27 protein-coding genes, 1 tRNA gene, 1 other RNA gene and 2 pseudogenes are annotated in these 24,148 nt (G+C 52.9%); 19 read left to right on the forward strand and 12 right to left on the reverse strand.

The genetic code is table 11. The annotated features are described in order from the left end of the window. Positions 1 to 3 precede the first annotated feature (3 nt). The 7 genes from H6F67_RS24930 to petJ all read left to right on the forward strand — a co-directional run bounded on the left by H6F67_RS24930 (position 4) and on the right by petJ (position 5,199). Positions 4 to 978: a cysteine synthase A gene (locus H6F67_RS24930; RefSeq protein ID WP_190769358.1), complete on the forward strand. Its 975-nt coding sequence runs from the start codon at positions 4 to 6 to the stop codon at positions 976 to 978. 113 nt (positions 979 to 1,091) lie between these two features. Next, positions 1,092 to 2,021 (forward strand): glycine betaine ABC transporter substrate-binding protein, encoded by a 930-nt coding sequence (locus tag H6F67_RS24935; protein WP_190769359.1) that lies wholly within the window; start codon positions 1,092 to 1,094, stop codon positions 2,019 to 2,021. Positions 2,022 to 2,069: 48 nt separating this feature from the next. Then, the gene (locus tag H6F67_RS24940; protein WP_190769360.1) at positions 2,070 to 3,032 is read left to right on the forward strand and encodes an ATP-binding cassette domain-containing protein; all 963 of its coding nucleotides are present in this window, start codon (positions 2,070 to 2,072) and stop codon (positions 3,030 to 3,032) included. Between the two features lie 8 nt (positions 3,033 to 3,040). After that, positions 3,041 to 3,718 carry an ABC transporter permease gene (locus H6F67_RS24945; protein WP_190769361.1) on the forward strand — a complete coding sequence of 226 codons (678 nt, stop codon included), beginning with the start codon at positions 3,041 to 3,043 and terminating at the stop codon, positions 3,716 to 3,718. Positions 3,719 to 3,737: 19 nt separating this feature from the next. Then, entirely contained in the window at positions 3,738 to 4,328 is a 591-nt protein-coding gene (locus tag H6F67_RS24950; protein ID WP_190769362.1) for a Uma2 family endonuclease, read from the forward strand. Between the two features lie 87 nt (positions 4,329 to 4,415). Beyond that, complete coding sequence (locus H6F67_RS24955) at positions 4,416 to 4,868, forward strand: DUF2358 domain-containing protein (RefSeq protein ID WP_190769363.1); 453 nt, start codon at positions 4,416 to 4,418, stop codon at positions 4,866 to 4,868. 4 nt (positions 4,869 to 4,872) lie between these two features. Beyond that, entirely contained in the window at positions 4,873 to 5,199 is a 327-nt protein-coding gene (gene petJ, locus H6F67_RS24960; protein ID WP_348251968.1) for a cytochrome c6 PetJ, read from the forward strand. Here petJ and H6F67_RS24965 read toward each other — a convergent pair. Beyond that, on the reverse strand, positions 5,194 to 5,733 hold the full coding sequence (locus H6F67_RS24965) for a DUF3122 domain-containing protein (RefSeq protein ID WP_190769365.1): 540 nt from the start codon (positions 5,731 to 5,733) through the stop codon (positions 5,194 to 5,196). The genes petJ and H6F67_RS24965 overlap by 6 nt on opposite strands. Before the next feature lie 3 nt (positions 5,734 to 5,736). On the opposite strand from H6F67_RS24965, the gene H6F67_RS24970 reads away from it, so the two are divergent. From H6F67_RS24970 to ssrS, 4 genes are all read left to right on the forward strand, one after another. Next, positions 5,737 to 5,973, forward strand: coding sequence for a hypothetical protein (locus H6F67_RS24970; RefSeq protein ID WP_190769366.1), 237 nt, complete (start codon positions 5,737 to 5,739; stop codon positions 5,971 to 5,973). 468 nt (positions 5,974 to 6,441) lie between these two features. Then, positions 6,442 to 6,666 (forward strand): DUF2811 domain-containing protein, encoded by a 225-nt coding sequence (locus H6F67_RS24975; protein WP_190769367.1) that lies wholly within the window; start codon positions 6,442 to 6,444, stop codon positions 6,664 to 6,666. Between the two features lie 101 nt (positions 6,667 to 6,767). Continuing rightward, positions 6,768 to 7,355, forward strand: a complete 588-nt coding sequence (gene hemJ, locus H6F67_RS24980; RefSeq protein WP_190769368.1) for a protoporphyrinogen oxidase HemJ — start codon at positions 6,768 to 6,770, stop codon at positions 7,353 to 7,355. A 97-nt stretch (positions 7,356 to 7,452) separates the two neighbouring features. Beyond that, positions 7,453 to 7,638, forward strand: a non-coding RNA gene (gene ssrS / locus H6F67_RS24985) — 6S RNA. A 71-nt stretch (positions 7,639 to 7,709) separates the two neighbouring features. Here ssrS and H6F67_RS24990 read toward each other — a convergent pair. Beyond that, positions 7,710 to 8,195, reverse strand: coding sequence for a thermonuclease family protein (locus H6F67_RS24990; RefSeq protein WP_206753941.1), 486 nt, complete (start codon positions 8,193 to 8,195; stop codon positions 7,710 to 7,712). Continuing rightward, positions 8,185 to 8,547 (reverse strand): 2Fe-2S iron-sulfur cluster-binding protein, encoded by a 363-nt coding sequence (locus tag H6F67_RS24995; protein ID WP_190769370.1) that lies wholly within the window; start codon positions 8,545 to 8,547, stop codon positions 8,185 to 8,187. The genes H6F67_RS24990 and H6F67_RS24995 overlap by 11 nt, the downstream gene beginning before the upstream one ends. Before the next feature lie 143 nt (positions 8,548 to 8,690). On the opposite strand from H6F67_RS24995, the gene H6F67_RS25000 reads away from it, so the two are divergent. The 4 genes and pseudogenes from H6F67_RS25000 to H6F67_RS25015 all read left to right on the forward strand — a co-directional run bounded on the left by H6F67_RS25000 (position 8,691) and on the right by H6F67_RS25015 (position 10,176). Continuing rightward, positions 8,691 to 8,777 (forward strand) — tRNA-Ser (locus tag H6F67_RS25000). Positions 8,778 to 8,880: 103 nt separating this feature from the next. Further along, positions 8,881 to 8,991, forward strand: a pseudogene (locus tag H6F67_RS25005) (IS701 family transposase); the annotation flags it as partial. Positions 8,992 to 8,993: 2 nt separating this feature from the next. Continuing rightward, positions 8,994 to 9,339 (forward strand): annotated as a pseudogene (locus tag H6F67_RS25010) (transposase); the annotation flags it as partial. Positions 9,340 to 9,573: 234 nt separating this feature from the next. Then, a complete protein-coding gene (locus H6F67_RS25015; protein WP_190769372.1) occupies positions 9,574 to 10,176 on the forward strand; it encodes a hypothetical protein in 603 nt (200 codons plus the stop codon). Here H6F67_RS25015 and H6F67_RS25020 read toward each other — a convergent pair. Both H6F67_RS25020 and H6F67_RS25025 read right to left on the reverse strand, forming a co-directional pair. Beyond that, positions 10,130 to 11,221: an extracellular solute-binding protein gene (locus tag H6F67_RS25020; RefSeq protein ID WP_190769373.1), complete on the reverse strand. Its 1,092-nt coding sequence runs from the start codon at positions 11,219 to 11,221 to the stop codon at positions 10,130 to 10,132. The genes H6F67_RS25015 and H6F67_RS25020 overlap by 47 nt on opposite strands. Next, a complete protein-coding gene (locus H6F67_RS25025; RefSeq protein ID WP_190769374.1) occupies positions 11,218 to 11,853 on the reverse strand; it encodes a phycobiliprotein lyase in 636 nt (211 codons plus the stop codon). The genes H6F67_RS25020 and H6F67_RS25025 overlap by 4 nt, the downstream gene beginning before the upstream one ends. A 541-nt stretch (positions 11,854 to 12,394) precedes the next feature. Between H6F67_RS25025 and H6F67_RS25030 the strand changes: the two genes are divergently transcribed. Continuing rightward, positions 12,395 to 12,760 (forward strand): hypothetical protein, encoded by a 366-nt coding sequence (locus tag H6F67_RS25030; RefSeq protein ID WP_190769375.1) that lies wholly within the window; start codon positions 12,395 to 12,397, stop codon positions 12,758 to 12,760. Positions 12,761 to 12,766: 6 nt separating this feature from the next. Here the strand turns inward: H6F67_RS25030 and cobT are convergent, their stop codons facing one another. The 3 genes from cobT to H6F67_RS25045 form a co-directional block, all read right to left on the reverse strand. Then, positions 12,767 to 13,852, reverse strand: coding sequence for a nicotinate mononucleotide-dependent phosphoribosyltransferase CobT (cobT, locus tag H6F67_RS25035; protein WP_190769376.1), 1,086 nt, complete (start codon positions 13,850 to 13,852; stop codon positions 12,767 to 12,769). A 3-nt stretch (positions 13,853 to 13,855) separates the two neighbouring features. Continuing rightward, on the reverse strand, positions 13,856 to 14,587 hold the full coding sequence (locus H6F67_RS25040; protein ID WP_190769377.1) for a DUF2232 domain-containing protein: 732 nt from the start codon (positions 14,585 to 14,587) through the stop codon (positions 13,856 to 13,858). A 155-nt stretch (positions 14,588 to 14,742) separates the two neighbouring features. After that, positions 14,743 to 15,360 (reverse strand): Uma2 family endonuclease, encoded by a 618-nt coding sequence (locus H6F67_RS25045; RefSeq protein ID WP_396799051.1) that lies wholly within the window; start codon positions 15,358 to 15,360, stop codon positions 14,743 to 14,745. A gap of 126 nt (positions 15,361 to 15,486) precedes the next feature. Between H6F67_RS25045 and msrB the strand changes: the two genes are divergently transcribed. Next, the gene (gene msrB, locus H6F67_RS25050) at positions 15,487 to 15,912 is read left to right on the forward strand and encodes a peptide-methionine (R)-S-oxide reductase MsrB (RefSeq protein ID WP_190769379.1); all 426 of its coding nucleotides are present in this window, start codon (positions 15,487 to 15,489) and stop codon (positions 15,910 to 15,912) included. Between the two features lie 78 nt (positions 15,913 to 15,990). Here msrB and H6F67_RS25055 read toward each other — a convergent pair whose 3' ends face one another. Next, a complete protein-coding gene (locus tag H6F67_RS25055) occupies positions 15,991 to 16,797 on the reverse strand; it encodes a hypothetical protein (RefSeq protein WP_190769380.1) in 807 nt (268 codons plus the stop codon). Next, a complete protein-coding gene (locus tag H6F67_RS25060) occupies positions 16,794 to 17,378 on the reverse strand; it encodes a hypothetical protein (protein ID WP_190769381.1) in 585 nt (194 codons plus the stop codon). The genes H6F67_RS25055 and H6F67_RS25060 overlap by 4 nt, the downstream gene beginning before the upstream one ends. Positions 17,379 to 17,556: 178 nt before the next feature. On the opposite strand from H6F67_RS25060, the gene H6F67_RS25065 reads away from it, so the two are divergent. Beyond that, a complete protein-coding gene (locus H6F67_RS25065; protein ID WP_190769382.1) occupies positions 17,557 to 21,006 on the forward strand; it encodes a DVUA0089 family protein in 3,450 nt (1,149 codons plus the stop codon). Positions 21,007 to 21,083: 77 nt separating this feature from the next. On the opposite strand, the gene H6F67_RS25070 is transcribed toward H6F67_RS25065, so the two are convergent. Continuing rightward, positions 21,084 to 22,199 (reverse strand): site-2 protease family protein, encoded by a 1,116-nt coding sequence (locus H6F67_RS25070; protein WP_190769383.1) that lies wholly within the window; start codon positions 22,197 to 22,199, stop codon positions 21,084 to 21,086. 104 nt (positions 22,200 to 22,303) lie between these two features. Here H6F67_RS25070 and pip point away from each other — a divergent pair, with 104 nt between their 5' ends. Beyond that, positions 22,304 to 23,254, forward strand: a complete 951-nt coding sequence (gene pip / locus H6F67_RS25075) for a prolyl aminopeptidase (RefSeq protein ID WP_190769384.1) — start codon at positions 22,304 to 22,306, stop codon at positions 23,252 to 23,254. Positions 23,255 to 23,381: 127 nt separating this feature from the next. Here the strand turns inward: pip and H6F67_RS25080 are convergent, their stop codons facing one another. Further along, positions 23,382 to 23,921 (reverse strand): hypothetical protein, encoded by a 540-nt coding sequence (locus tag H6F67_RS25080; protein WP_190769385.1) that lies wholly within the window; start codon positions 23,919 to 23,921, stop codon positions 23,382 to 23,384. Between the last annotated feature and the right edge of the window lie 227 nt (positions 23,922 to 24,148).

Here is a 24,148-nt window from a genome sequence, read left to right on the forward strand (position 1 = left end):
GATATGGATATCAAAAACGGCTTTGTGGAGGCGATCGGCAACACGCCGCTGATTCGACTCAACAGCTTTAGCGACGAGACGGGCTGCGAAATTTTGGGCAAAGCCGAATTTCTCAATCCAGGCGGGTCAGTGAAAGACCGCGCCGCGCTCTACATCATCAAAGAAGCCGAAGAAAAAGGATTATTGAAACCGGGTGGAACCGTTGTCGAAGGAACCGCAGGCAATACGGGAATCGGGCTGGCGCACATCTGCAACGCAAAGGGCTACAAATGCCTGATCATCATTCCCGAAACGCAGTCGCAAGAAAAAATTGATTTGCTCAGAACCTTGGGCGCCGAAGTTCGCACGGTTCCCGCCGTTCCCTACAAAGACCCGAACAACTACGTTCGTCTGTCAGGTCGCATCGCTTCCGAAATGGAGAACGCAATTTGGGCGAATCAGTTTGATAATTTGGCAAATCGTCGCGCGCACTACGAAACGACAGCAAAGGAAATTTGGGAGCAGACCGGAGGATCGATCGATGTGTGGACAGCCGCTACAGGCACAGGCGGAACCTATGCAGGCGTTTCAATGTTCCTGAAAGAGAAAAATCCAAACGTCAAGTGCATCCTGGCCGACCCAATGGGCAGCGCACTCTACAGCTACGCCAAAACGGGAGAAACCAAAAGCGAAGGCAATTCGATCACTGAGGGCATCGGCAACAGCCGCGTCACGGCCAACATGGAAGGCGTGCCGATCGATGACGCGATCCGCATTGAAGACCCTGAAGCCCTGCGCGTGATCTATCAGCTTTTGCACCAAGACGGATTGTTCATGGGCGGCTCGGTTGGCATCAACGTGGCGGCAGCAGTGGCGATCGCCAAGCAGCTTGGGGCGGGACATACGATCGTCACGATTCTTTGCGACGGTGGCGCACGCTATCAGTCACGATTGTTTAATCCCGAATGGCTCGCTTCCAAAGGGCTATCGCTTAGCTAAGGTAATCGATGGACGCGATCCGCAATAATCTCCCCTTTTCACAGGGAAATTTCGATATACAATCGCATCACTGCATCACCAAACACAGCGCTTCTTTACACTAGGGAATTTCTATGAAATCACTTCGTCGCCTGCTCATCCTGCCGCTGCTGGCGCTGTTGATCGCAGTCACCGTGATTGCCTGTGCGGGCGGCGGTGGCGGTGGCAGCACAAACAGTTCTTCTAACACTCCTGTCAAGGTCGGCTCCAAAGACTTCACCGAAGCTTTCATTATTGGCGAAATGTATGCGCTTGCTTTGGAAAATGCCGGACTCGAAGTAGAGCGCAAGCTGAATTTGGGCGGCACTCCGGTCGCGCAAGCAGGCTTGGTGAGTGGCGAAATTGATTTGTATCCTGAATACACCGGAACGGCACTGCTCGATGTCCTCAAGCAGCCCAGCCAAAGCGATCGCCAAGCCGTGTTCGACAAAGTATCAGAAGGCTACAAACAGCAGTTCAATTTGGTTTGGCTCGATCCGTCTCCGATGAACAACACGCAAGCCTTGGCGATGACAAAGGAAAAATCTGACGCGCTCGGCATTAAAACAATTTCTGACATGGTTGCCAAAGCCGACCAGCTTATCCTGATTGGCGCACCGGAATTTCAAGAGCGACCCGACGGCATTCCTGGCTTGCGAAGAGTTTACGGTGAGTTCGAGCTAAAAGAATTCAAAGCGGTTGATTCGGGCTTGCGCTACAAAGGTTTGGTCGATGGCGAGGCTGATGTCACTGTTGCCTACAGTACAGACGGCGAAATTAGCGCCTTCAACCTTGTTGTTCTCGAAGATGACAAGAATCTGTTTCCGCCTTATCAAGTGGCTCCGGTTGTGCGGCAGGAAGCCCTCGATGCCAATCCTGCTATTCGCGACGCGCTCAATGCTCTTGCGCCAAAGCTGACTGACGAAGTGATGCGACGACTCAATAATGAAGTCAGCGGCAAGCAGCGCGAACCGGAAGAGGTCGCCAAGGAATTTTTGACGCAAGAAGGCTTGATTAAAAGCTAGGTTGTCGGCGATCGACTTAGCTGCCACCCCCAAAACAAGGAGAATTGAGTGAGCGCCATTCGATTTGAGCAGGTGAGTTTGCGATATTCGGGTGCAGCGAGGCCAGCGGTCGATCGCGTCAGTTGCGAAGTCGAAGCAGGCAACCTCGTTGTGATTTTGGGGCCATCGGGCTGCGGCAAAACCACTCTACTCAAGATGGTCAACCGCCTGTATGAACCAACATCCGGCACGATCTTCGTCAACGATACGGACGTGCGCCGCCTGAAAGTGACGACGCTGCGGCAGCAAATTGGCTATGTGATTCAGCAGTCCGGCTTATTTCCGCACATGACGATCGCCCAAAATATTGCCGTCGTCCCTAAGCTGCTCGGCTGGTCAAAACCGCGTATCAACGCGCGAATTGACGAACTGCTGCTGCTGGTTCAGCTTGATCCTGAAACGTATCGCGATCGCTTTCCGGCTCAGCTATCGGGCGGCCAGCAGCAGCGCATCGGACTGGCTCGTGCTTTGGCAGGCGATCCGAACGTTTTGCTGATGGATGAACCGTTTGGAGCGATCGACGCCATTACCCGAACGGCCTTACAGGACGAAATTCTCCGCCTCCAGCGGCAACTGCGAAAAACCATCCTGTTTGTTTCGCACGATGTCGAAGAAGCGCTGAGGCTGGCCGATCGCATTCTCATCCTCAAGGAAGGCCAAATCGTCCAGTACGACACGCCGTTCAACATCCTCACCAAGCCCGCTAACGCCTTTGTTCACGATTTGATGGGCACAGACGACATGGTGCGACAGCTTGGCCTGTTGCGCGTTGAAACCGCGATGACCGCTCCGCCCGCCGACTATGCCAGCAACGGCCAGCCGACGATTGCCCGCAACGACAGCCTGCGCGATGCCCTCTCGCTCATCCTCCGCACAGGCGCACCGAATCTTACGGTTCTCGATAATGGCTCAGCAGTCGGCGTTTTGACGCTCGATCACATCCGCAATTCCGCCAGTCTCGCCGCCAGTTAAGGCATCTCATGACCTACATCCTCAGAAATCCCAATGTCGTCTGGGAGCTAGTGCTGGAGCATTTGCAGATGACAAGTTTGACTTTGGCGATCGCCGTCCTGCTCGCCCTGCCGATCGCCCTCCTTGTCACCCGCTATCGTGCGCTCAATGTTCCAGTTCTGGGAATTCTTGGCATTCTCTACACCGTGCCAAGCTTGGCGCTGATTATTCTGCTCGTTCCGCTGTTTGGGCTGAATCAGCGATCGGTAATCGCTGCAATGGTGATTTATACGCAGGTGATTTTGGTACGCAATCTCGTCGTCGGCTTGCAGTCAATTAAGCCTGTCATCATCGAGGCGGCGAAGGGCATGGGCATGAATGCGTGGCAGCGCTGGTGGCAAATTCAAGTGCCGCTGATTACGCCTGTTTTTCTGGCAGGTCTGCGACTGGCGGCGATCGTCGCCGTTGCGATCGCCACAATTGGCGCAAAATTCGGCGCGGGCGGTTTAGGCAAACTTTTGTTTGATGGCGTGTCGCAAAATCGCTATGACAAAATTTGGGCAGGCGCGATCGCGGTTGCGCTCCTTGCTTTTGCCATCAATGGCGCACTGTTGGCGTTGGAATGGGCGGCAAATCCGACTCGAAGAATGAAGCGATCGCGGGTGGGGCGATCGCTTTCCATTGAGAACCAGTCGCCTACAATTTAACTAAAGATTCAGTACGGCCATGACTGCCCTGATTCAGCCTCCCTTCAACCTTGAACAGCGCGTTGTTTTGCCGAGTGCGACTTGGCAGCAGTACGAAAATTTGTTGGCAACGCTGGGCGACTATCCAGGATTGCGCTTGATTTATCTGGAAGGAATGCTCGAAATTTTCATGCCCTCGCCGGAACACGAACTGCTGAAAAAAACGATCGCCCGACTGATCGAACGCTACGCCGAAGAAGTTGATATTCCGCTACATGGCTGCGGCTCAGCAACGTTTCGACGAGAAGCAAAAGCGCGAGGATTAGAACCGGATGAATGCTATTGCGTCGGAGTGTTGAAAGATTTGCCGGATTTTGCGATCGAAATCAGTTTAACCAGCGGCATCAACAAACTTGCAGTCTATCAAGGACTCGGTGTTTCTGAAGTTTTAATTTGGCAAGACGATCGACTCACGCTGTATCAACTGCAAGCAGAACACTATCAAGAAACATCCAGCAGTCAGTTTTTCCCAGGTCTCGACCTCCAACTGTTTGCCCAATTTATTCGACCGCAGGAGCAACCGCAAGCCGTGAAAGATTTTTTGCAGGCAGTTCGCTCATCTCAAAATTGAGACAAAAATCCGGATTCACGAACCAATAACAGAATCTAACAATCCAGCGATCGCTCCTAATCAAAAAATTTGCGCTTTTTGTCACACATGACTAATTCAATTTCCGCTCAGACAAACGATCGAATTACTCATATCATCGCGACGCTTTGGCAGGATTTGCCGACGCTGTTTGAACGGGATATTTCCTACGATATTTACAGCCAAGACATCTTTTTCAAAGATCCGGTGAATACGTTCAAGTGGAAATTCAACTATCGGATTATTTTCTGGACGTTGCGCTTTCATGCTCGCTTATTTTTCACCGAAATCCATTTCGACGTTCACGAAATTACCCATCCCGAACCCGATCGCATCTTTGTCACTTGGACAGTACGCGGAACTCTGCGCGTTCCTTGGCGATCGAAACTTTTATTTAACGGCAACTCCAACTACACGCTGAATGAAAAACAACAGATTTATCGGCATATTGATTCCTGGGATCGATCGCCTCAAGAAATTTTGCGACAGTTTTTTCGTCCCGCTTCGCAGCCGCCCACTTAACATTTTGCTGGGCATTTTGCTGGCGTTTATCTGCCTGTGGCTGACCCTGATTCCGCCCGCTTTTGCTGCCGATCTTGCCAACGGTGCAGCCGTGTTTGAAGCTCGCTGCGTTGGCTGTCACGTCAACGGTGGCAACATTGTTCGACGCAACAAAACGCTGAAGCAAAAAGCGCTGCAAAAATTCGGCATGGATTCGATCGAAGCCGTTGAAGCGATCGTCACCAACGGCAAAAACAATATGTCCGCATACAAAGACAAATTAACTGAAGAGCAAATTCACGATGTTGCGGCTTACGTTCTCGATCGAGCGGCAGCAGATTGGCGTTCATGACGCTTTTTGCGCGACTGTTTTCCATTCTTGAATAACAAACGGCGGCACAGTTAATTTCAGGGGTTCGGCAGTCGGAAGATATAGTTCGATCGCTGGATTGCCGTTTAGCTCAAACATAACCGGACGCAAATCATACTCGCCTGCTGTGTTTGGAAGTGGTGTATCGGTGACAGGAAAAGCCGTCCAAGTTTGACCATCTCGCGTTGAAATGGTGAGCGGTTGTCTGGTCAATTCTGCGCCACCCGGAAAGCCGACTAATCGCAGATTCAAACTATCAGTTTCACCCGCTTTCATGCGCTTGTAAAACACAATTTGCCAAGCGGTTTGATGCTCGTCGCGCAGCGTTTGCAGCGATCGCCACAGGACGCGATCGCCCGCTTCAGAATAGCGATGAGTTGAGGCAGAAGCAGCCGAGGGTGAACCGAATAGCAAGAGAGCGATCGCCAACCATCCACACAGCCAAACGCGGCAGCGCTGCTTGTCAAGATGTGCGGGAGAGAACCGATAATAGAAGCCTGTACGAATCCGAGACATTCAATGCGCTGTGCGATTTCGAGCCGATCGGGGCAAATTTTAGCAGAAGGTGAGCTTTTTATCGATCAAGATGAAAGCGGCAACTTGCGCCTTAACCTGCGTACCGATCGCGGACGATTGATTCAAGGCGGCGCGATCGATGCAGACGGCAGCATGACAGAAGCCAGTCGCGTTCTGTTTCGCCAGTTTTTCGAGGTTTGGGGCATGAGCGATCTAACGCTGATCGCCAAGGTGAAGTAAGGCTGTTCTAGCGAAGTTCCTAATTTTAAATTGTTACAAATCTTCACAATTATCAGAGATTTCCCCAACCTTTCCACAGTCTTTCCACAGAGTCAGCAAATGTTTTCCACAGGTCAATTGAAGTTTTCCACAACCCTCCACGCAGCAATGCGGGCTGAGTTGCTGCCTGTGGAGAACTTCGATCGCCTGCAAAATCCTTGTTACAGGCCATCAAGCTTTGAAGTAATGTAACGAAAATCAGCTTCAAACCCGCATTCCTTCGTGAAGTTGAATTTTATCTAAAGGCAGTCTTAACTTTTCGCAACGTTGACACCTTTGCCCGCCTAGCCGCAGAATGTGCCCACTGAGGAAACGAGCGCACAGCGAACTGCACTTCAACCCTCGATCGACTGCGATCGACGCTGCAATTCATCTAGTGCAGTCCTAGCGTTGCCGTCTCAAATTCCATTCACCCCCGCAGAGGTTTCCATGTACGCAACCGTCAGCATTCTGGCCGAAATCCCCGAAGAACTGCATGAATCACTCACGGGCTATCTCGAAACGCACCCCGACTGGGATTTCGATCGCGTCCTCGCCGCCTCTTTGTCGCTGTTTCTGCTGCAAAACGGCACAGGCGAAACGCCCGAAACTTCGCGCAACTATCGCCGTGCGGCTCGCGTGTATCTCGACAGTTTGTTTAATCACGCGGTCTAGCTTGTTTGCTAGCAAGTTTGCAGTTCTGTAAACCTTGTCCTGTGGCCGCGATCGAACTTGATAGGATCGAACAGAAAAATAGTCGAGAAATCCTTAAATTCATGGCTTATCTCTGGTTCAAAGCGTTTCACATTGTCGGCATTGTGGCTTGGTTTGCCGGATTGTTCTACCTGCCTCGGCTGTTTGTCTATCACGCCGAAGCCAACGAGCAGCCCGAACCCGCTCGATCGATTTTGCAAAATCAATATCAGGTGATGGAAAAGCGGCTGTATCGGCTGATCATGACGCCTGCTTTGGTACTGACCTTGACAATGGCGATCGCAATGGTGATCGCTGCCCCCGACCTGCTCAAACAGCGCTGGCTGCACATCAAAATCGCGCTTGTCGTCTGTATGCTGATCTACGACCACTACTGCTTGCGTCTGATGAAGCAGATGGCACGAGGCGAATTTCGCTTCACCGGACAGCAGTTCCGCTGGTTCAACGAAATTCCCACCGTGTTTTTTGTGACGATTATTATGCTGGCCGTGTTCAAGAACAATTTCCCCACCAATGCAGCTTCCTGGGCGATCGTGGCGATGGTGGTTGCGATGGCGGCGATCATTCAGCTTTATGCCCGCAAGCGGCGGCTCGATCGCGAACGGGACGCTGCAATTCCCACCAGCGAAGTCGAAGCGGGTGCATCTTAAGAATCGACGGCTGAAATGTCAAGATTCGCCGAAATCGATCGAATTCGGTTTTCCCCCTTGACCCGAAGCGATGCAAAGTCGCTAAAATGATCGACAGGTGTAGCTGCGACGTTGGTGACTGCCAATAATGTTTTATGATCTATGCCTTGTTTACGACGGGACTCAAGATGTCTCAGTGGCAGTAGACCAAGCTTGTACTTGGAAACTTTAAACTGAGGCCACGATTCCCACCCTGGATTATTCCAGGTCAAAAGCTGAGGTAAGACGGCGTTGCGGTGAACCTTTGAGAAGTCCTTCCCTTGCGAAGGGCTTTTTGCTTTCTGGGTTGGTTACGCGATCGACCTCCGGTGAAAATCACGACGCTGCCTGAGTGCGAAACTGCGTCGGGGTTTGTCGCATCGGCTGAGATGGATTCCAAATGCCCTGACCGAGAATGCGAGCTTTTTCTTGAGCATGGGCAAGGCGATCGTCGTAAGGAGACAGCACGTTCGATCGAACCAAGACCAATCCTTCTTCAATCAACTGTTCATTCACGAAGGCGCGATCGAGCCACACCAAAGCCGAACGATAGCTTGTTGATTCGATCGGCGCAAACTCCAACCGGACTATCTGCCCTTCGATCAATTCTTGCAGGCGCTGTTTGGCTTGATTTGCCCAAGGTTGCTGACGCGGATCGGGAGCTTCAACGCCGAGCAGACTGACCGTTTGGATTTGCGAATTGAGGCGAACTTCGATCGTTTGGCCGCTCGTGACGCGCGTGACCAGTCCGGTTTCGATCGATCGCGGTGCTGCCTGACAGCTTGTCAGCAGCATCGCGATCAGAACGAAGCTAATCTTCATCCAGCGGCAAACCGCGCCGGACTTTTCCTTTACCAAAGTGTTGACCGAACTGAAGCTCATACACTTCGTCTTCGTTTTGCGTTTCAACTTTGAGATCCGAACAGGCATAGCTGACGCACAGCAAAGCATAGGTTTCTTGCAGCTTGGGCGACAAGCCCATCGCTTCCGGCTGATAGATGTCGCCGGACAAAACCCGAACCGCGCAGGTCGTGCAGGCTCCATTTCGGCAGGCAAACGGCAACTTGACGCCTTGGGCTTCAGCGCTGTGCAGGATGTAGCGATCGCCTGGAACTTCGACCAGATGGCGCTTTCCGGTTTGGCGATCGAAAATTTCAATGGTGTGGTAAGGCATGAATCACGCGAAAAGGTCGTACAGACTTTGATCATAAAGCGATCGACACCACCACAGGCCGAACGAAACAAGCCGCGCTTTCAGTGTGCCCGGATTTCTGCTAACATAGCCACTTGCGTGGGTAGAGTTTTCTACCGCCATCGGGAGAGATGGCCGAGTGGTTGAAGGCGCAGCACTGGAAATGCTGTTTAGGGGTAACTCTAACGAGGGTTCGAATCCCTCTCTCTCCGTTCTTTTCTCAAGACAAAAGCGATCGAGTCTCGATAAGTTTGGTGGCGGTGGTTCGATCGATCGCTAACAGGAGTTACGCAGGAGAAATCTTAAACTGGAGAAATGAGCTTCACTAAAGTGGACTACTGCCAGTACCTGCTGAGCAGTCCCATTAACTACACGGTGACGAATTTGGCCGACCCTCTAGAGGGCAGCAGTCACGACCGCATCAACCTTGGATGGCCGCCCTGCAAGCAGGATGCTTGTTGGCTCCAATGACGTTTTTGATGCAACCGAGACTTGTTTGAGTTGTGGTTGGAGGCGTGCTCAGTGCCGCAATTGCAGCCGGGGGGTGTCATCGTGATTGACAATGCCAGTTTTCATCTGGGTCAAGCCATTGAAGAGATTGTGGCGCCAGCAGGATGTGAGATTGGGTACTTGCCCTCCTATTGTCCAGATTGGAACAAGATTGAACACGGGTGGAGTGTGCTCAAGCATTGGATGCGACAACGGTGGGATGAGTTTGAGACCTTTCGTGATTGGGTCGATGCTGCCAAAAACCGTCCTAACCTGTCTGCGTAGCGCTATATTTCTAGCTACATAGTTCTAAAAGAGGCGATCGACCTTGTTCAGGGTCGATCGCCTTTTCCGTTTCTTGAGCAGCCGCAGTGTCACCCTCAACGAACTACGAGGACGCTGAGTTCAGGCAAATTTGCATTGAGAACTACGAAGATTGGCGATCGAATGCTTTCCAGCGCGATTCAGAAACCTGGAGTTTTATAGAATCGTCAAAGCAGTCAGTGATAGGCGATCGCAATGCCCTTCCCCCAATTCTCCCGCCTCAATCCCCCAATCTGTGTCGTCGCACTTCTGATCGCGATCGCTGTTCTGCCGAGTGGAAACGCGATCGCTCAGTCCCCTAGCTTGGATGAGACAACGCTGTTGCTGCTGACTGATCCGCTCGATCCGAACTTGCTGGAACCGGGAGCCACGCCTGCGGACGGATCGATCGTTACAGCAGAAACGGTTGAGCAAAATCCACCTGCGGGTCTGACGCTGCCGAGCCTGTGGTGGACACAAGAGCAGTTTGGCGGAAAGCTGCTTGCCACCTGGATTGCAAACGCTGGCTTAGATGGCACACCGCCGCGTGTTGATTTGATCGTCAACCAGCAGATTTGGAGCAGCTACAGCTACCTAGAGCGCTATACGTTTCTCAATCAGTTCGGCACAGCAGCGCAGGATTTTGGCTACAGCACTCGCATTTTTAACCGTCAGCAAGAACTGTTGGCCGCCTACATTTGTCCTGATGCGGCAGATGGTTCATGCAGCGTGTTTCTCGATTCGTCCGGGCCTGGCGGCTTTCAGGGCGGCTTTACGATCTCACCGTTTCCCACAAGCGGCGGTACTGGTCAACCGTAGTTTTGGGCAACGGCTGCAAAAATTCGCTGCGATCGAGCAGTTCCTTGGCCGGAAGCTTCAGCCCATCCTCGCGCAAAGCGTCGGGCAAATTGGCGCGATCGGCTTCTAGAACTGGAGAAGCCGCATCGCTCAGCAGCGAAATTGCCGTTGCCACTTCGGGCTGCCAGCAAAATTCGATCAGTTGATTTAAGAGCGGATTGGCGGGTCGATCGCTTTTGGGACGCACCCACAAATCGGCGTTCAGCAGCGTTCCTGAAGGCGGAATCACAGCACCAAGCTTGTAGTTCCGCTCCAAGACTGGCAAAATCTCGAACGACCAGCCGATCGCCGCCCAAATTTGACCCAGCAAAAGCGGCTGCAAATACGCTTCGGAACTATAGAACCTGAGTTGCTGATGGAGCGATCGCAGTTCGGCTTCGAGAGTCGGAACGCTGCTGAGATTGTCTAAATTGAACGACCGTCCCAATTTCTTCAGCGTCACGCCGACCGCCACACGCGGACTGTCAATCAAGCCCAGCTTGCCTTGCAGCGGCGATCGCCACAAATCCGCCCAGTCTTGAATTTTCCAGTCGAGGCGATCGAACGCATCGCGCCGATAAACGATCATCAGCGTTCCCCAGCGGTAGGGAGCCGCCCAGATTTGACCGTTGCGCTGAGCCAGATCGCGCCATCGCTGCGGCAGGTTTTGCCACGCGGCAGAGTCTTGTAGTTCAAGCGGCTGAATTAGGTTTTGGGCGATCGCTGCATTCAACCAACTATCGCCCAGGCTGACGAGATCCGCAGCAGGTGGCGATCGACGGAGCAAGCCACCTTGCGGTTGTTGCGCGGTTTGCAGCAGCTTGTAGAGGTTGGCGAGCTGCGCTTGAGAATTGACGGCGATTTTGGTATTTGCCTGCTGCTGAAATTGACCAAGAAGCTGCGGCGGCAAGGAATCTTTGAGCAACTGCACACGCAACGTTGAATCGTTCGGACGATTGCAACTCGACAGCAGCGCGGCGATCGACACGCTTCCCATTCCCACCAGCAGCGATCGACGGTTGATCATGAAGCTTGGTCTTTTTTCTCAACGCCAAAGCCGATTAAGGTAATTACGCTGGGCGGTTCGCCTGCGGGCGGACGCTGGTAGGTGACGATCGTTCTCAGCCGCACATCGGGCGCAACCAGTCGCATCTGATCAACGGCCACCGATCGCTTGTAATACGTCGTCATTTCCAGCGTTTGGCGAATCGGCTGATAGGTGAAGCGTCCGGCGATCGCACCGGATTCCGAGTAGCCTTCATCGCGCAAATAAAATCCGGCGATCGCGTCGGCATCGGCCACTTCAGCAGCGGCAGGCTGCGGCTGCGGCTCGAATTCAGCGGCGGCAGCATCCACATAGCGATCGGGCACAAACAAAGCGTTGAGCTGCATCGAGACTTCTTCACCCGTTTCGGATTTGGTGTCAAAGGCGATCGCAAAGCCGGGGCAGGCGTTTTCCTGCACCAAAGCGGCCACATCCAGCTTGATCCCAGAAAAGTCACCACCGCTCAAAATTCGCTGTTTTTCGACTTCGGCCAGCGTGTCAGCGCGAAATTCGGTGTATGACCGCTCAATCTCGCCCGATCGAATGGAGTGATAGGTGCGATCGGTTCGCCACAATCCTGCACAGGCGACAAAAAAATCTTGAAAGCTGAGCATCGCAAAAGAAACCCGAATGAACGTGCCGCTTACTCATTCTGACAGCTTTTTTTGTGAGCTGAGCGCAGCCAGTGCGAGATAGATGATTTTCAATGTCAGTTTGAAGTGCAATAGGTTTTTATTGAATAAGACCACGAATTATTGGAACTTGGAGTGCGACAAAATTTGGGAATTGAGATTTGAAATAATCGTCCATCAATTAATTGAGTAATAATACACAGAATTGAAACAGTTCGCCTCCAGATTCGATCGAATAATCTGCCACAAAATCTGAAAGGCTTCCGGACAATTCTCGCTGTGCAAATTGCGACGAGCAATCTAGCAGTGGATCGATCGCAATGTGGCCGAGAAGCCGCGAACTTGCTAGAGTTCAGCCAAAGTTAATGTGTGGATTTTTTCAGAATTTCAGATTGATACAGCACTAAGAATCTGTAACAATTCTTACATAAAGAAAATCGTTAAATGATTCAGGAATTCTCGATCATTTTCAATGAAGTTATTTAGGATAAAGAAGTTGATTTTCTCAAGCGAAAGGCGTCAAATGGACTCTCTTCAAAATCAAGTCGCTTCACTCAATACCAGGGTTGACGCACTCCAACGATCGATCGATCAGCTCAACGACAAAACGGTTGAAGTTCTCTCAGAAGTTCGTGCCAACACCAGCGTCAGCGAGTATGGAAGCGCTTCGGTTTCGCGGCGCTATGGCAACACAGGCTTTGGCGTTGATGCAACGCTGACTCACAAAGATGTGCTGGTTGATTCGGACTATCAAGACGCTGAACTGCAAAGCGGCGATCGCGGCTTGTCACCTGAAATTCAAATTCAGCGCCTCACCGCTCAGCTCACCGCTGCCTACAATCGCATCGCTGCCCTCGAAGAACAACTGCTCGCCCAGCGCATTCAGTAGCTTGCCTTAGCCGTGTCGCTCCGCATACTCTGCCGCCAACGCCTCGATCGCCTGGAGCAGTTCGGTCTGCTGCCAGCCTTGGTAGAGATGGGCTGCGATCGCCATACCGCCCGCTCCGACGCCTTCTTTCACAAAGCCTTGCTCATAGGCGCGAAGCTGATCAAACCGAGAATTTGCAAAGCTGAGTCGCGTTGCCACTAAAGGTGCATCCAGCAGTTTTGCCAATCCCACCGTGTCGCCTGTTGGATCTTCAGCGACCCAGCGCGTCGTGCCCACCACAACGCGATCGCCCTGCCACGCCAGCGATCGACAATGTGCAATCGCCCGAAGCAGCGCATACACCGCTAGCATTTGCGTTCCGCCTGCCAGCAACACGCCGATCGATCGACTCGCTGCGATCGCCATGCCCGCCACAGCAATCTGCATCGGATCGCCCACTGCCGCCACAACTTTCAGGGGATCGCTTCCGGCTGGCAACTGTTGCAATCCCGCCTGCACGATGTCCCACTTCTGCGAGTGATTGCAGTGCGGATGGCTGCTGTTGACTTTTCCTGCTGCGTCCCAGCCCAAGCCTGTCAGGACGGCCAGCGCCGTTGTGGTGCCACCGACGACGCATTCACCCAAAATTAAATAGTCGGTTTGAGCTGCGATCGCTTCACCCCAGCGCAAGCCCTGCTGCAATAAATGTTCGACCGTTGCCAGATCGATCGCCTTTCCGGTTGACACGCAGTTCGCCGCTTCGCCGCCCAAATCGATGCAGGGAACAGACGGGGCAAGGCGCAATCCCGCATTAAAAAGCTGAACAGGAATTGCTTGAGACTGAGCGATCGCTCGTGAAATCAAAGTCGGAGACGCGCCTGCTGTCAGCGGTGGCAGCGGATAGCGCGGATGAGGCTGCACACCGCCATAGAGAAATTCGGCATCGGCAAGGGCGGTGAACTGGCGATCGCGTGGTGTCCGGCCTGCCGCAGAAATGTGGGGAATCAAGCCTGTGTCGGTGAAGCCCAAGACGCAGGCAAAGTAGGGCTGCATTGAACAGAAGCGATCGATCCACGCTTGACACAACTGCGGCTGCGAGTAAATGCCGATCACCGCTCAGGCGTCCTCCATCAACACCTGCACCCAGCGCGGCGGATCGGGAATGGGATTGCCCACGCGCTCTAACAGCAGCCAAGCCGCCAAATGCACGGTGAACAAATAAACCAAATCACTCAGCAAAATCATTGCCACTGTGACAATCTGCACGATCGTCAAATCCGGCTGGCCTAACATGCCGATGCCCAAAAGCCCCCAGTCAACCAAGCGGGTCGTTGCCCACTCGATCAAATCTGTAATGCGATTGGTGATGTAGAGCCAAAGATCTTCGCCCAAAAAGGTGGAAAGAATCCAGACGCGCAGAAAAAAGCCAAACGTCGAGATCAACGTGCCCGTAAGGATCGAGGGAAACCAAGGTGAGCCTTTGCGCCACATTGCGCCAAGCTGCACACCGATCAGACCGTAGGGAATCAAAAATAGCAGACTCAAATATGGTCCCGTCAGCACACCCAACAGCAGCGTCGTCACGATCGTACACATCCAGGCGGCTCGCTGTCCCCAACGTAGATAGATCAGCGCGATCGGCGTGGGAAACACAATCCGCATCCAGGGGCCGACGCTGAGATAGTAGCTCACCATCCACAGCAAACTCGCCGTACTTGCCAAAAACGCCGTTTCCACCAAGCTCAGCGGCGGCGTTGCCGTTGTCACATGCGGAATTTCCAAAGGCGGTTCTGCTTCCTCTGCACTCCGAGGAAGCGCATCATCTTGATCATTGACAGAACCACTCATGAGACAAAGGCGATCGAATTAGCAGATCTACTGTATCGAGAAAGCGGGGCGGTTGGCGGAATTCGATCGCATGGTGCAGTTGAAGCGTTCGGCTTTGCTCCGAATGTGACCGGGGCTGCGGCGATTTTTCAGCATTTTTGTTTGGCTCGATCGACTCAAGCTTCATCTTCTTGGAGTTCATAGACTGCTTGTGGTTCTTCACTGCTGAAATCCACTTTGTCATAAAGGTCAGCCAGTGAAATTTGAAATACGACAGAAGCCAGCGTCAAGATTGAATCTTCGCCGTCGTATTCACAAAAAATCCACTTTCGAGATTCAGCTTTTGCATAATGCTCAACATGCATGGCGTACTGATCAATCAACACATATTCTTGAAGGCTGGAAATCGATCGATAGGCCGCAAATTTTTGAGCGCGATCGTAACTTTCTGTTGAGTTTGACAGTATTTCTGCAATGATTAGCGGATTAGTGAGCGTGTCTTTTCGCCCTTCCATCAGTTCGATCGGCTGAGCAATCACCATTACATCTGGGTAGGTAAAGCTTCGCAAGTTTGGAACCCAAAGTCGCTGATCCGTGATAAACCCCTGAAAAGGTTGCCGCTTCAATGCAAAATTCAGTGATGCATAGAGATTTCCTGCGATTTGGTTGTGATTTGGAGTTCCACCTGGCATTTCAATAATTTCACCATCCATGTAAATATGTCGTTCTTTGGCGTTGACTTCTAACGCGAGATATTCTTCTGGTGAGTAGTAGCGTTGCTTTTGTGCTTGCATGACCATCGGGTAAAATCCCTCAAGCGATCGAACTGATTTTCTGCATTCTATCAAGCCGCAATTTCAACACCAAGCGAATTGAAGCGGATTGGTATAATTGGTATAGATAAAGATTGAGAAAATACGATGACGACCTCCAAAAACGAATCGTTTGAAGTAGCCAAAACCGAAGCAGAATGGCGCGAAATTTTAACGCCAGAACAGTTTCATGTGTTGCGTAAACACGGCACAGAACGCGCTGGAACCAGCCCGCTTGACAAGAATTACGAGACGGGAACTTATGTTTGTGCTGGCTGCGGAACGCCGCTATTTACCTCAGAGACAAAGTTCAACAGCCGCACAGGTTGGCCGAGCTTCTATGCCCCGATCGAAGGCGCGATCGAAACAACCGTTGATCGATCGCTGTTCATGACGCGCACTGAAGTTCACTGTCGTCGCTGCGGCGGACATCTCGGTCACGTCTTCAAAGACGGTCCCGCCCCAACAGGCGATCGCTACTGCATGAACGGCGTTGCCCTTGAGTTCACGCCGTCCACAGATGCTACGTCGTAGCGATCGAGCTTCACCACCGTTTAGTAATTCGCATCGCGGAGGGACATGGCGCTGCCGTGCCCCTCTCAACGTTTTGCCCTAATCCGGTAGAACTGAGGGAGAATATCGATCGATTAACTTCTGCATCTGCGGATGCTCGATTAGCGCTTCAGTACGGCAGTAGTGGTGAAAAATGCGAATGAGTTCGCTTTCGTTGTGGTCAAAATAGTCTTGCAGCTCTGGCGCTTTCCAGGCGCGATCGTTTCCCAGATGAAACGTGGCGTGCCAGTCGCGAAATTCAAAGAACTTTTCACTATGAACCATCAAATTGAGGAGCATTACCTTTCCAATTTTGGCGGCTCCAATACAGGCATTTCCTAACTGATACTTCGGATAAACATTGCGTCGAAACACAAAGCAGTCGTGTCCGCCTTGGGGTGTGCCAACCTCAGCAAACATTAAGGGAATTTCTGATAGATTCGAGTAGGTTTTGGAAATTGTGCGACGATTGATTGCGAATGCGTCGTAGCCCTGATCGATCGCCCCCTTGACAGTTAGATAAAAACTGGGCATCAAGGCAATATCAACGTTGGTATAAATGAAGTAGTCTGCATCGGTTGCTGCATAAAGTCGATCGAGAATATCGACAATCAGCGGCAGTTTTCTGGGCTTCTGAAAAAAACCAACATCTTGAACGGATCGATCGAGATTTGGCGTTTGCTGAAAATCATCAGGAACGATCGATTGATCTTCAAGATACTGCGCGGAGAAGAGCGAAATCGAAACGCAATTGGCAGCGAATGCTTGAGCAATCCGCATCGTTTCAAAAGTGATGGGCTGAGCAATGTAGAGGCCGGAACTGGGCGAAACAATGACGGGATTAACAATATGAGCAAGCTTGATCACTGCGGTAGCTGACGAAAGGTTTGTTCAATCAGATGCTTGGCTTTTTGGTCAAGTAGAAACCAATCCACTTCGCCATCTTCGTCGAGTAAATCCGTGTCAACGGCAATGAGATCATCGGGCGTTCCGGGATGATAGTCGCGGAAGCAAACCTGATAGCACAACTGCCACAGATCAAGTTTGATTTGGCGATCGCTTTGCGCTCCCGGAACGGTATCGCTTGCTTGCGGAACGGTATCGCTTTGTGCTTCCGGAATGGTATCGCTTGCTTGCGGAACGGTATCGCCTGGTTCGAGCCAAAGCTCATATCCGGGCTGAAAACGCGGCAGTTGTGCCAGCGTGTGTTCGATTTCGGCAATTTCGTGATCGTCAGAAGCGCGAATCAGTTGCTGATGCAAATCAAGAACTTGCGCTTTGATGTCGTCTGTGACACCATCCGGCCAAGTTTGTGTGTCGTGATAGGTTCCTTTCCAGGTGGTTTGTTCAAGCTGCTTACGCAGATTGTCGATGATGCGAATGAACACAGGCTGCATCAAAATTTCGGCTTGCTGCCAGGCGATCGCGTCCGCAAATTTCGGAGTCATAGCCATCAAAGCGAATTGTTATGTTCACAGCTTAGCGAAATTGCCTTTTCGGAAACCTGCAAAAAATCTGTCAATTCTCGGCATTGTGCTCGCCTCGTGCTTCAGTAAAACTATGCTCGGCAGTCAGAATTGCAACCTCGATCGATTTAACATCTCGGTGCTTCAAGGAAATTTATAGATGTCAAATGCAGCCTTTGATCTGATTGGCTTGACGCAACTGCGGAACGATCCGCGCTTTGCAGGAATTGACGGCAGCGGCATGAGCGTTGCTGTGATTGATACCGGACTCGATCGCACGCATCCCCTCCTGCAACCGAACTATATTGCGGGCGTGGATTTTGTCAATGGTGGCGACAATCCGATCGATCGCGACGATCACGGCACGCATGTTTCGGGCACGATCGGCGCTCGCAATGGCGATATTGGCGTAGCGCCGGATGTGCGGCTGATTGGTCTTCAGGTGTTTGAACCGTCAGGCTTCACGAACTTTACGACCGTTGAAGACGCGCTGGAATGGGTGCTTGCCAACCGCCAGCGCTACAACATTGTGGCCGTTAATATGTCGTTGGGCAGCGGCTTTTATCAATCGCCCTCAGAAGTGACAGGCGATATTCTTTCAGATGACATTCGCCGTCTCGAAGCGGCGGGAGTTACGGTCGTTTCAGCGGCGGGAAATTCCTACAAAAACAACGAATATCAAAACGTCGGTGCTCCAGCGATCTACAGTACGCTTTCGGTCGGCGCTGTGTGGAAAGACGGAATAAACCGCGACCAATGGTGGGGGCCAGAAGGCGCAACGGCGATCGATTTCACGACCGGAGCCGATCGCATCACCAGCTTTAGCCAGCGGCTCGCGGCCAACAACATGCTGTTTGCGCCTGGTGCATTAATCACCAGTACAGTTCCGGGCGGCGGTTTGAGGGACATGGCCGGAACCAGCATGGCCTCGCCGATCGTTGCAGGTGCGGTGGCGTTGCTTCAGGAAGCCGCGCAGCAGTTTGGCGGACGCTTGCTCACGCCTGCCGAAGTGGTAGAAATTTTGCGATCGACTGCTGATTCGCTGTTTGATGGCGATGATGAAGACGACAACGTGACCAACACGCAGGTCAACTATCCGCGCCTCGATGTTTACGCTGCCGTTCAAGAAGTGCAGCGCCGCTTTCAATCATCTGCACCGAGCGGCGATTCAAACGGCACAATTCAAGGGGCGATCGTTGCGCCGACGCTCACAGGCGAAGCGGTTGCGCCGATTTTTGGTTCGATCGGTATTGACGGTCAAAGTACGCAGATTGGCGGCAGCGATGTGGATATGTATCGCTTTGTCGTCGCAGCACCGGGCGATGTGTCGATCGAACTCAGTGGCAATCCGAACAATCCGGCAAATTTCGATTCTTATCTGCGCCTGTTTGATGCCAACGGCAATCAAATCACGTTCAGCGACGATATCAGCGACGCCAATTTCTTCTCCAAGATCACAACAAGGCTCAATCCCGGTACGTACTACGCTGGCGTTAGCGGTTTTAACAACTCAACTTACAATCCCACTGTGGCAGGCAGCGGCATTGCGGGCGCAACCGGAAACTATGCGCTGCAACTTTCGCTGGTCAGTCCCGACCCGAACGGCTTGATTAGCGGCGCAGTCGCCGTGAACCTGGGAACCGATCGCGAACCTTTGTTTTTCAACGGCTCGATCGGCGCAGACTACGGGCGGTCTGTGGGCGTGTCGGATGTGGACTTGTTCAAGATTGTCATTCCGGACAACGGAATTTTATCGATCGATATCGACACGCCGTTTGACAGTGGATTTGTCGATTCCTATTTGCGTTTGTTTGATGCAGATGGCAACGAGCTATTTTTCCCGGATGGCGATCCGTTTGCCAGCGATGATGACCTGGCCTTCAATGCCGATAACGAATTCACCGAATTTACCGATTCACGCTTTCCAAACTTGGTGTTTGAAAGTCCAACCGATCGCCAGTCCTTTCAAGGCCACACGACTGATAGCTTTTTGGGCGCGATCGTCGAGCGCGGCGAAACCTACTACATCGGCGTGTCCGACTTCTTCAATCAAAGCTACAACGCCACCAATCTTGACAACCGTCCCGCATCGGGAACAGGCGGGCTGTACAATCTCACTGTTTCGTTCGTCAGCAACGACCAGAACGGCAGCATTACACAGGCACTCGACAGTTCTGTCATTCCGCTTCCGGTCAGCGGTCAGCGCGGCGTGATTGGGCAAGACACCAACTTCCGCACGGGACAGTTGATCGAGGTGGGCAATCGCGATGTGGATTTTGTCCGCATCAATTCGCCCACCGCAGGCATTCTTGACATCGACATCGACTCCACCACCAACGCAACTGTCGGCACTTCAGTCGATACGGTGGCCTTGCTGTTCGACGCGAACGGCAATCTGCTCGCCTCCAATGACGACACGGACGCGCTCGATCCGCGCTTGCAGTACGAAATCACCGCCAATACCGATTACTTCGTGGCGATCGCAGGCTACGGCAACAGCAGCTTCAATCCGTTTCAGTTGGGCAGCGGTTCGGCAGGCGACACAGGCGAATATATCTTCAACAGTCGCGTGCTGCCGCAATCGCAGGCGGTTGTGCTGTCAAACGATCGCGTCAGCAATGGTGCTGTCCAAACCATCAGCCTCGGCCAAACGATTCAGGCGAACATCGGGCAGGACAACGGCTTCGTCAGCGGTGCGGATGACATCGACATCTATCGGTTTGTGGCGAGCGAAACCGGACGAATTGATGTGCGAGCGATCGCCACTGCTGCCTTTAGTGCCGATACGTTCCTCCGCATCTTCGACGCCAACGGCAACCAGATCGCGATTAACGATGACGAAGACAGCACGACGCGAGGCAGCTTTGCCCAAATTGCCGTCACAGCGGGCACAACCTACTACATCGGCGTCAATGCGTCGAGTCCGCAAGCCGCCAATTACAATCCGTTCACCGGAGCGGGCGCGGCTCCCGGTCGGCAGGGCGATTACGGTCTGCGGGTGACGGCGGCCACCGCAATCATCAATCCGCCACCGACAGAACTCAACCTGATTGGCACAGATGCAGGCGAAACGCTGACAGGCGGCGAATTCAACGACACGATCGATGGCTTGGCAGGCAATGACACGCTGGTTGGACTCGGCGGCAACGACATCCTCACAGGCGGAGCCGGAGCCGATAGGATGACGGGCGGAGCCGGAGCCGATCGCTTTGTGATCAGCGCCAGACAATCGCGAATTGACGAAATCGATCGCATCACCGACCTCAAATTTGGGCAAGGCGATCGCATCTCGCTCGATCGCGACGGCAATCTGTCCACCATCGAGCGACCCAGAGCGCTGTTTAATGCTGGAAATCGCACGGCTCGCAGCTTAACCGGAGCGATTCGATCGGTGTTTGGCGATCGCAATGCGCGATCGCGGGGCAACCAGGCGCTCAAAGGCAACGAAGCCGCTATCCTCCGCTGGCGCGGCAGTGCCTACATGGTGATTAATGACGGCAACCGCAGATTTTCGCCGAGCAGCGATTGGGTGATCAACGTCAGCGGGCTGGAACTCAAGCCGAGAGATGCAAGAGCCACCGTTCTCTCGGTGGGGAACTACTTCAGCTAAGCGATCAAACCGTTCTAAATAGCAGTAGGGGCACGATCGATCGTGCCCCTACAAACGGTGATGCATCCTAATCGGCTTCAGGCAGGTTTGGCTTCAGCGAGCCGCTGTGCGATCGAAGCTTTTTCCAGCAGGCCGACGAGCGTACCGTTCTCGCCCACTACTGCCAAGACCGACAGTTTCTTGTCTTCCAGCAGGTTCACCACGTCTAGCAGCGATCGATCCGGCGCGACCGTCTCCAGATTTGCGATCGGCTGCATGACTTGCGCGATCGTCACGTTCCACCAGTCATTCGTCGGAATTGCTTTGAGCGCATCGAGCGACAGTTCACCCACCAGTTTGCCTTCCGCATCCACAACGAGAAACTTTGTCCAGGGCAGATCGCGACCGATAACCGAACTGTTGACGAACTCGCGCACCGAACTGTCCGCTTGAGCGATCGGACTGTCAGTTGCCACCACATCAGCCGCCGTCAGGCCAGCCAGTTTCGCTTGCAGCGTCGCAACCTGATTCGATCGCTGCGCGTTTTGCAGCAAAAATCCGCCAATCAAAATCAGCCAAAAGCTGCCAAACGGAATTAGCCCCAACAGCGAACCAAAGCCGATCGCGATCGCCGCCCAGCCAATGATTTGACCGACCACGCTGGCAAACGCCACTCCTTTGTAGGGTTTGCCTGTGATCTTCCAGACGATCGCTTTCAGGACGTTGCCACCATCCAGCGGCAAACCGGGAATCAAGTTAAATAGCGCCAGGGCAAGATTAATGTAGGCCAGCAGACCGACGATCGCGCTGGCAACAGGCGGCAGGGCAACAAAGGCATCCAGTGCCGTGAACGAGCCAAATAAAATCAGACTGACGAGCGGGCCAGCGATCGCGACCTGAAAGGCTTGTCCGGGCGTTTTCGATTCTTCACCCAGCGCTGCGAGTCCGCCGAAAATAAACAGCGTAATCGAATTCACGCTGATGCCTTGCCAGCGAGCCACAAAGCTGTGGCCGAGTTCATGCGCCAAAACCGAGGCAAACAGCAGCAGTGCGGCGACAAATCCCAGCAGCCACGCACCTGTGCCCAAAGCGGGAAACTCGATCGATAGCCCGTTGCCGTAGCTCCAAGTCACCAGCGCGAGAACGACAAACCAAGACGGATTGACGTAAAACGGAATGCCAAATAGATTGCCAATTTTGAGGTTGCTGTTCATGCCACGATGAAGCGAGTCATACTTCGATCGTACCGGAGCAGCGAAATCGCGCTACTCTTTCGAGCGGGGGAATGTCCGCCCCCATCAGGAGAGGTTTTACCCCTATGCCGAATTTGTATCCGGCGATCGAACCCTACAGGACGGGGATGCTGTCCGTTTCCGATCTGCACACGCTTTATTTTGAGCAGGTTGGCAATCCGAACGGCAAGCCGATCGTGTTTCTGCACGGCGGGCCGGGAGGCGGCTGCGAACCGTTCTATCGTCAATTTTTCGATCCGCAAAAGTGGCGTGTCGTTTTGTTTGAGCAGCGCGGCTGTGGACGCAGTACGCCTCATGCGGAACTGCGAGAAAATACAACTTGGGATTTGGTCAGCGACATTGAGAAACTGCGATCGCACCTGGAAATCGATTCCTGGACGGTATTTGGCGGCAGTTGGGGCAGCACCTTGGCGCTAGCCTACAGTCAGACGCATCCCGATCGCTGCACGGGCTTGATTTTGCGCGGAATCTTTCTGCTGCGATCGAAAGAACTGCGCTGGTTTTACCAGGAAGGCGCGAGCTATTTGTTTCCCGACGCTTGGGAAGATTATCTCAAGCCAATTCCACCCGAAGAACGACAGGACTTGATCGCGGCGTACTACCAGCGCTTGACAAGTAATGATCCTTCGGTGCGGCAGGAAGCGGCGCAGGCTTGGTCAGTCTGGGAAGGCCGGACGAGCAAATTGATGATCGATCCTGCTCTAGAGCGGCGATTTGGAATGGAAGATTTTGCGGATGCGTTTGCGCGAATCGAGTGCCACTACTTTGTGAATCGCGGCTTTCTGCCCACCGATAACTATTTAATTGAGCAGATCGATCGCATCCGTCACATTCCCGCTGCAATCGTGCAGGGTCGCTATGACGTGGTTTGTCCGACAGTTTCTGCTTGGGAACTGCATCGCGCTTGGCCGGAAGCCGAACTGTTCATCATTCCAGATGCAGGCCACTCGGCAACGGAACCGGGAGTTCGTAGCGCCTTGGTCAGCCTCACCGATCGATTTGCCGACCTGAAATAAAAAAACGGGGACACCGAAGCATCCCCGATCGCTGGTCAAACTTTTATTTCCCTCCGTCGGGCGCGATCGAACAGGGTTCGCACAAATTGGCTGTTACTGCAAACGGACGGCCACTCCAAACGAACGGTTACTGCAAATTCGTTTGGCAGCTTGCCAAAATCCGCTGGTCGTTTTCGCTGACGGTATCAATCCGGTGAAAGCCTTCGATCTGCACGGGCGTAATTGTCATGTTGCCGACCGTTGCCACTGCGTCGCTTTGCTCCAGGCCAATTTCATAGGGGTAAGATGCCTGCTCATAGCTGTCAATCACGTTGAGCGCCAAGCGATTCGATTCGATCGCACCGTTGAAGCAGTCGAACGACGAATAGGGCATGTAGAACGCTCCGGTGATTTGGCGATCGCGCACTTCAAACACCATGTAGGCAGAACCAAGCTGCTCCGCTTCCGGTGACTGACCGTAGAGATACACACCATTGGCAAGCGGCTGGCTGGCCGTTTGTTCTGCCGTTTGTTCTGCTGTTTGCTCCACACTGGCTGCTTGCTTGACGATCGATCGCTGCGACGCTTCGGCGGCATAAGTAGGCGTAGCGATCGCCATTCCGGTGGCCAGAGCTAGACCTGTAGCAGCTTGGGCAAGCGATCGAGCGCTTTGGAACAGAGGACGCACAGAAAAATGATTTGAAGAAAAGTAACGCATCGCATCCCCCTATAACAGCAACGATTAAAAAGAAATTTCAGTAATCCAACCTTACTGGAGAATATTTGCTCAACCATTCAGCCAAGCGAAATACTTTACAGTTCACTAGAGGCTGAGCTTTATCGCCTGCTCATACCAGCAGGTTATCTGCCGAAAGACGAGCAAGCAGTGATCCACCCGCGAACCATCGGTGATCT

The sequence above is a fragment of the Microcoleus sp. FACHB-1515 genome (assembly GCF_014696105.1).
Classification (GTDB): Bacteria; Cyanobacteriota; Cyanobacteriia; order Elainellales; family Elainellaceae; genus JAAUTJ01.

What these genes read in the sequence shown, in the direction of transcription:
- H6F67_RS24930 (WP_190769358.1), top strand. Translation starts at nt 4, where the DNA reads ATGGATATCAAAAACGGCTTTGTGGAGGCGATCGGCAACACGCCGCTG.
- H6F67_RS24935 (WP_190769359.1), top strand. Translation starts at nt 1,092, where the DNA reads ATGAAATCACTTCGTCGCCTGCTCATCCTGCCGCTGCTGGCGCTGTTG.
- H6F67_RS24945 (WP_190769361.1), top strand. Translation starts at nt 3,041, where the DNA reads ATGACCTACATCCTCAGAAATCCCAATGTCGTCTGGGAGCTAGTGCTG.
- H6F67_RS24950 (WP_190769362.1), top strand. Translation starts at nt 3,738, where the DNA reads ATGACTGCCCTGATTCAGCCTCCCTTCAACCTTGAACAGCGCGTTGTT.
- H6F67_RS24955 (WP_190769363.1), top strand. Translation starts at nt 4,416, where the DNA reads ATGACTAATTCAATTTCCGCTCAGACAAACGATCGAATTACTCATATC.
- H6F67_RS24965 (WP_190769365.1), bottom strand. Translation starts at nt 5,733, where the DNA reads ATGTCTCGGATTCGTACAGGCTTCTATTATCGGTTCTCTCCCGCACAT.
- H6F67_RS24970 (WP_190769366.1), top strand. Translation starts at nt 5,737, where the DNA reads ATGCGCTGTGCGATTTCGAGCCGATCGGGGCAAATTTTAGCAGAAGGT.
- H6F67_RS24975 (WP_190769367.1), top strand. Translation starts at nt 6,442, where the DNA reads ATGTACGCAACCGTCAGCATTCTGGCCGAAATCCCCGAAGAACTGCAT.
- hemJ (WP_190769368.1), top strand. Translation starts at nt 6,768, where the DNA reads ATGGCTTATCTCTGGTTCAAAGCGTTTCACATTGTCGGCATTGTGGCT.
- H6F67_RS24990 (WP_206753941.1), bottom strand. Translation starts at nt 8,195, where the DNA reads ATGAAGATTAGCTTCGTTCTGATCGCGATGCTGCTGACAAGCTGTCAG.
- H6F67_RS24995 (WP_190769370.1), bottom strand. Translation starts at nt 8,547, where the DNA reads ATGCCTTACCACACCATTGAAATTTTCGATCGCCAAACCGGAAAGCGC.
- H6F67_RS25015 (WP_190769372.1), top strand. Translation starts at nt 9,574, where the DNA reads ATGCCCTTCCCCCAATTCTCCCGCCTCAATCCCCCAATCTGTGTCGTC.
- H6F67_RS25020 (WP_190769373.1), bottom strand. Translation starts at nt 11,221, where the DNA reads ATGATCAACCGTCGATCGCTGCTGGTGGGAATGGGAAGCGTGTCGATC.
- H6F67_RS25025 (WP_190769374.1), bottom strand. Translation starts at nt 11,853, where the DNA reads ATGCTCAGCTTTCAAGATTTTTTTGTCGCCTGTGCAGGATTGTGGCGA.
- H6F67_RS25030 (WP_190769375.1), top strand. Translation starts at nt 12,395, where the DNA reads ATGGACTCTCTTCAAAATCAAGTCGCTTCACTCAATACCAGGGTTGAC.
- H6F67_RS25040 (WP_190769377.1), bottom strand. Translation starts at nt 14,587, where the DNA reads ATGAGTGGTTCTGTCAATGATCAAGATGATGCGCTTCCTCGGAGTGCA.
- H6F67_RS25045 (WP_396799051.1), bottom strand. Translation starts at nt 15,360, where the DNA reads ATGCAAGCACAAAAGCAACGCTACTACTCACCAGAAGAATATCTCGCG.
- msrB (WP_190769379.1), top strand. Translation starts at nt 15,487, where the DNA reads ATGACGACCTCCAAAAACGAATCGTTTGAAGTAGCCAAAACCGAAGCA.
- H6F67_RS25060 (WP_190769381.1), bottom strand. Translation starts at nt 17,378, where the DNA reads ATGACTCCGAAATTTGCGGACGCGATCGCCTGGCAGCAAGCCGAAATT.
- H6F67_RS25065 (WP_190769382.1), top strand. Translation starts at nt 17,557, where the DNA reads ATGTCAAATGCAGCCTTTGATCTGATTGGCTTGACGCAACTGCGGAAC.
- H6F67_RS25070 (WP_190769383.1), bottom strand. Translation starts at nt 22,199, where the DNA reads ATGAACAGCAACCTCAAAATTGGCAATCTATTTGGCATTCCGTTTTAC.
- pip (WP_190769384.1), top strand. Translation starts at nt 22,304, where the DNA reads ATGCCGAATTTGTATCCGGCGATCGAACCCTACAGGACGGGGATGCTG.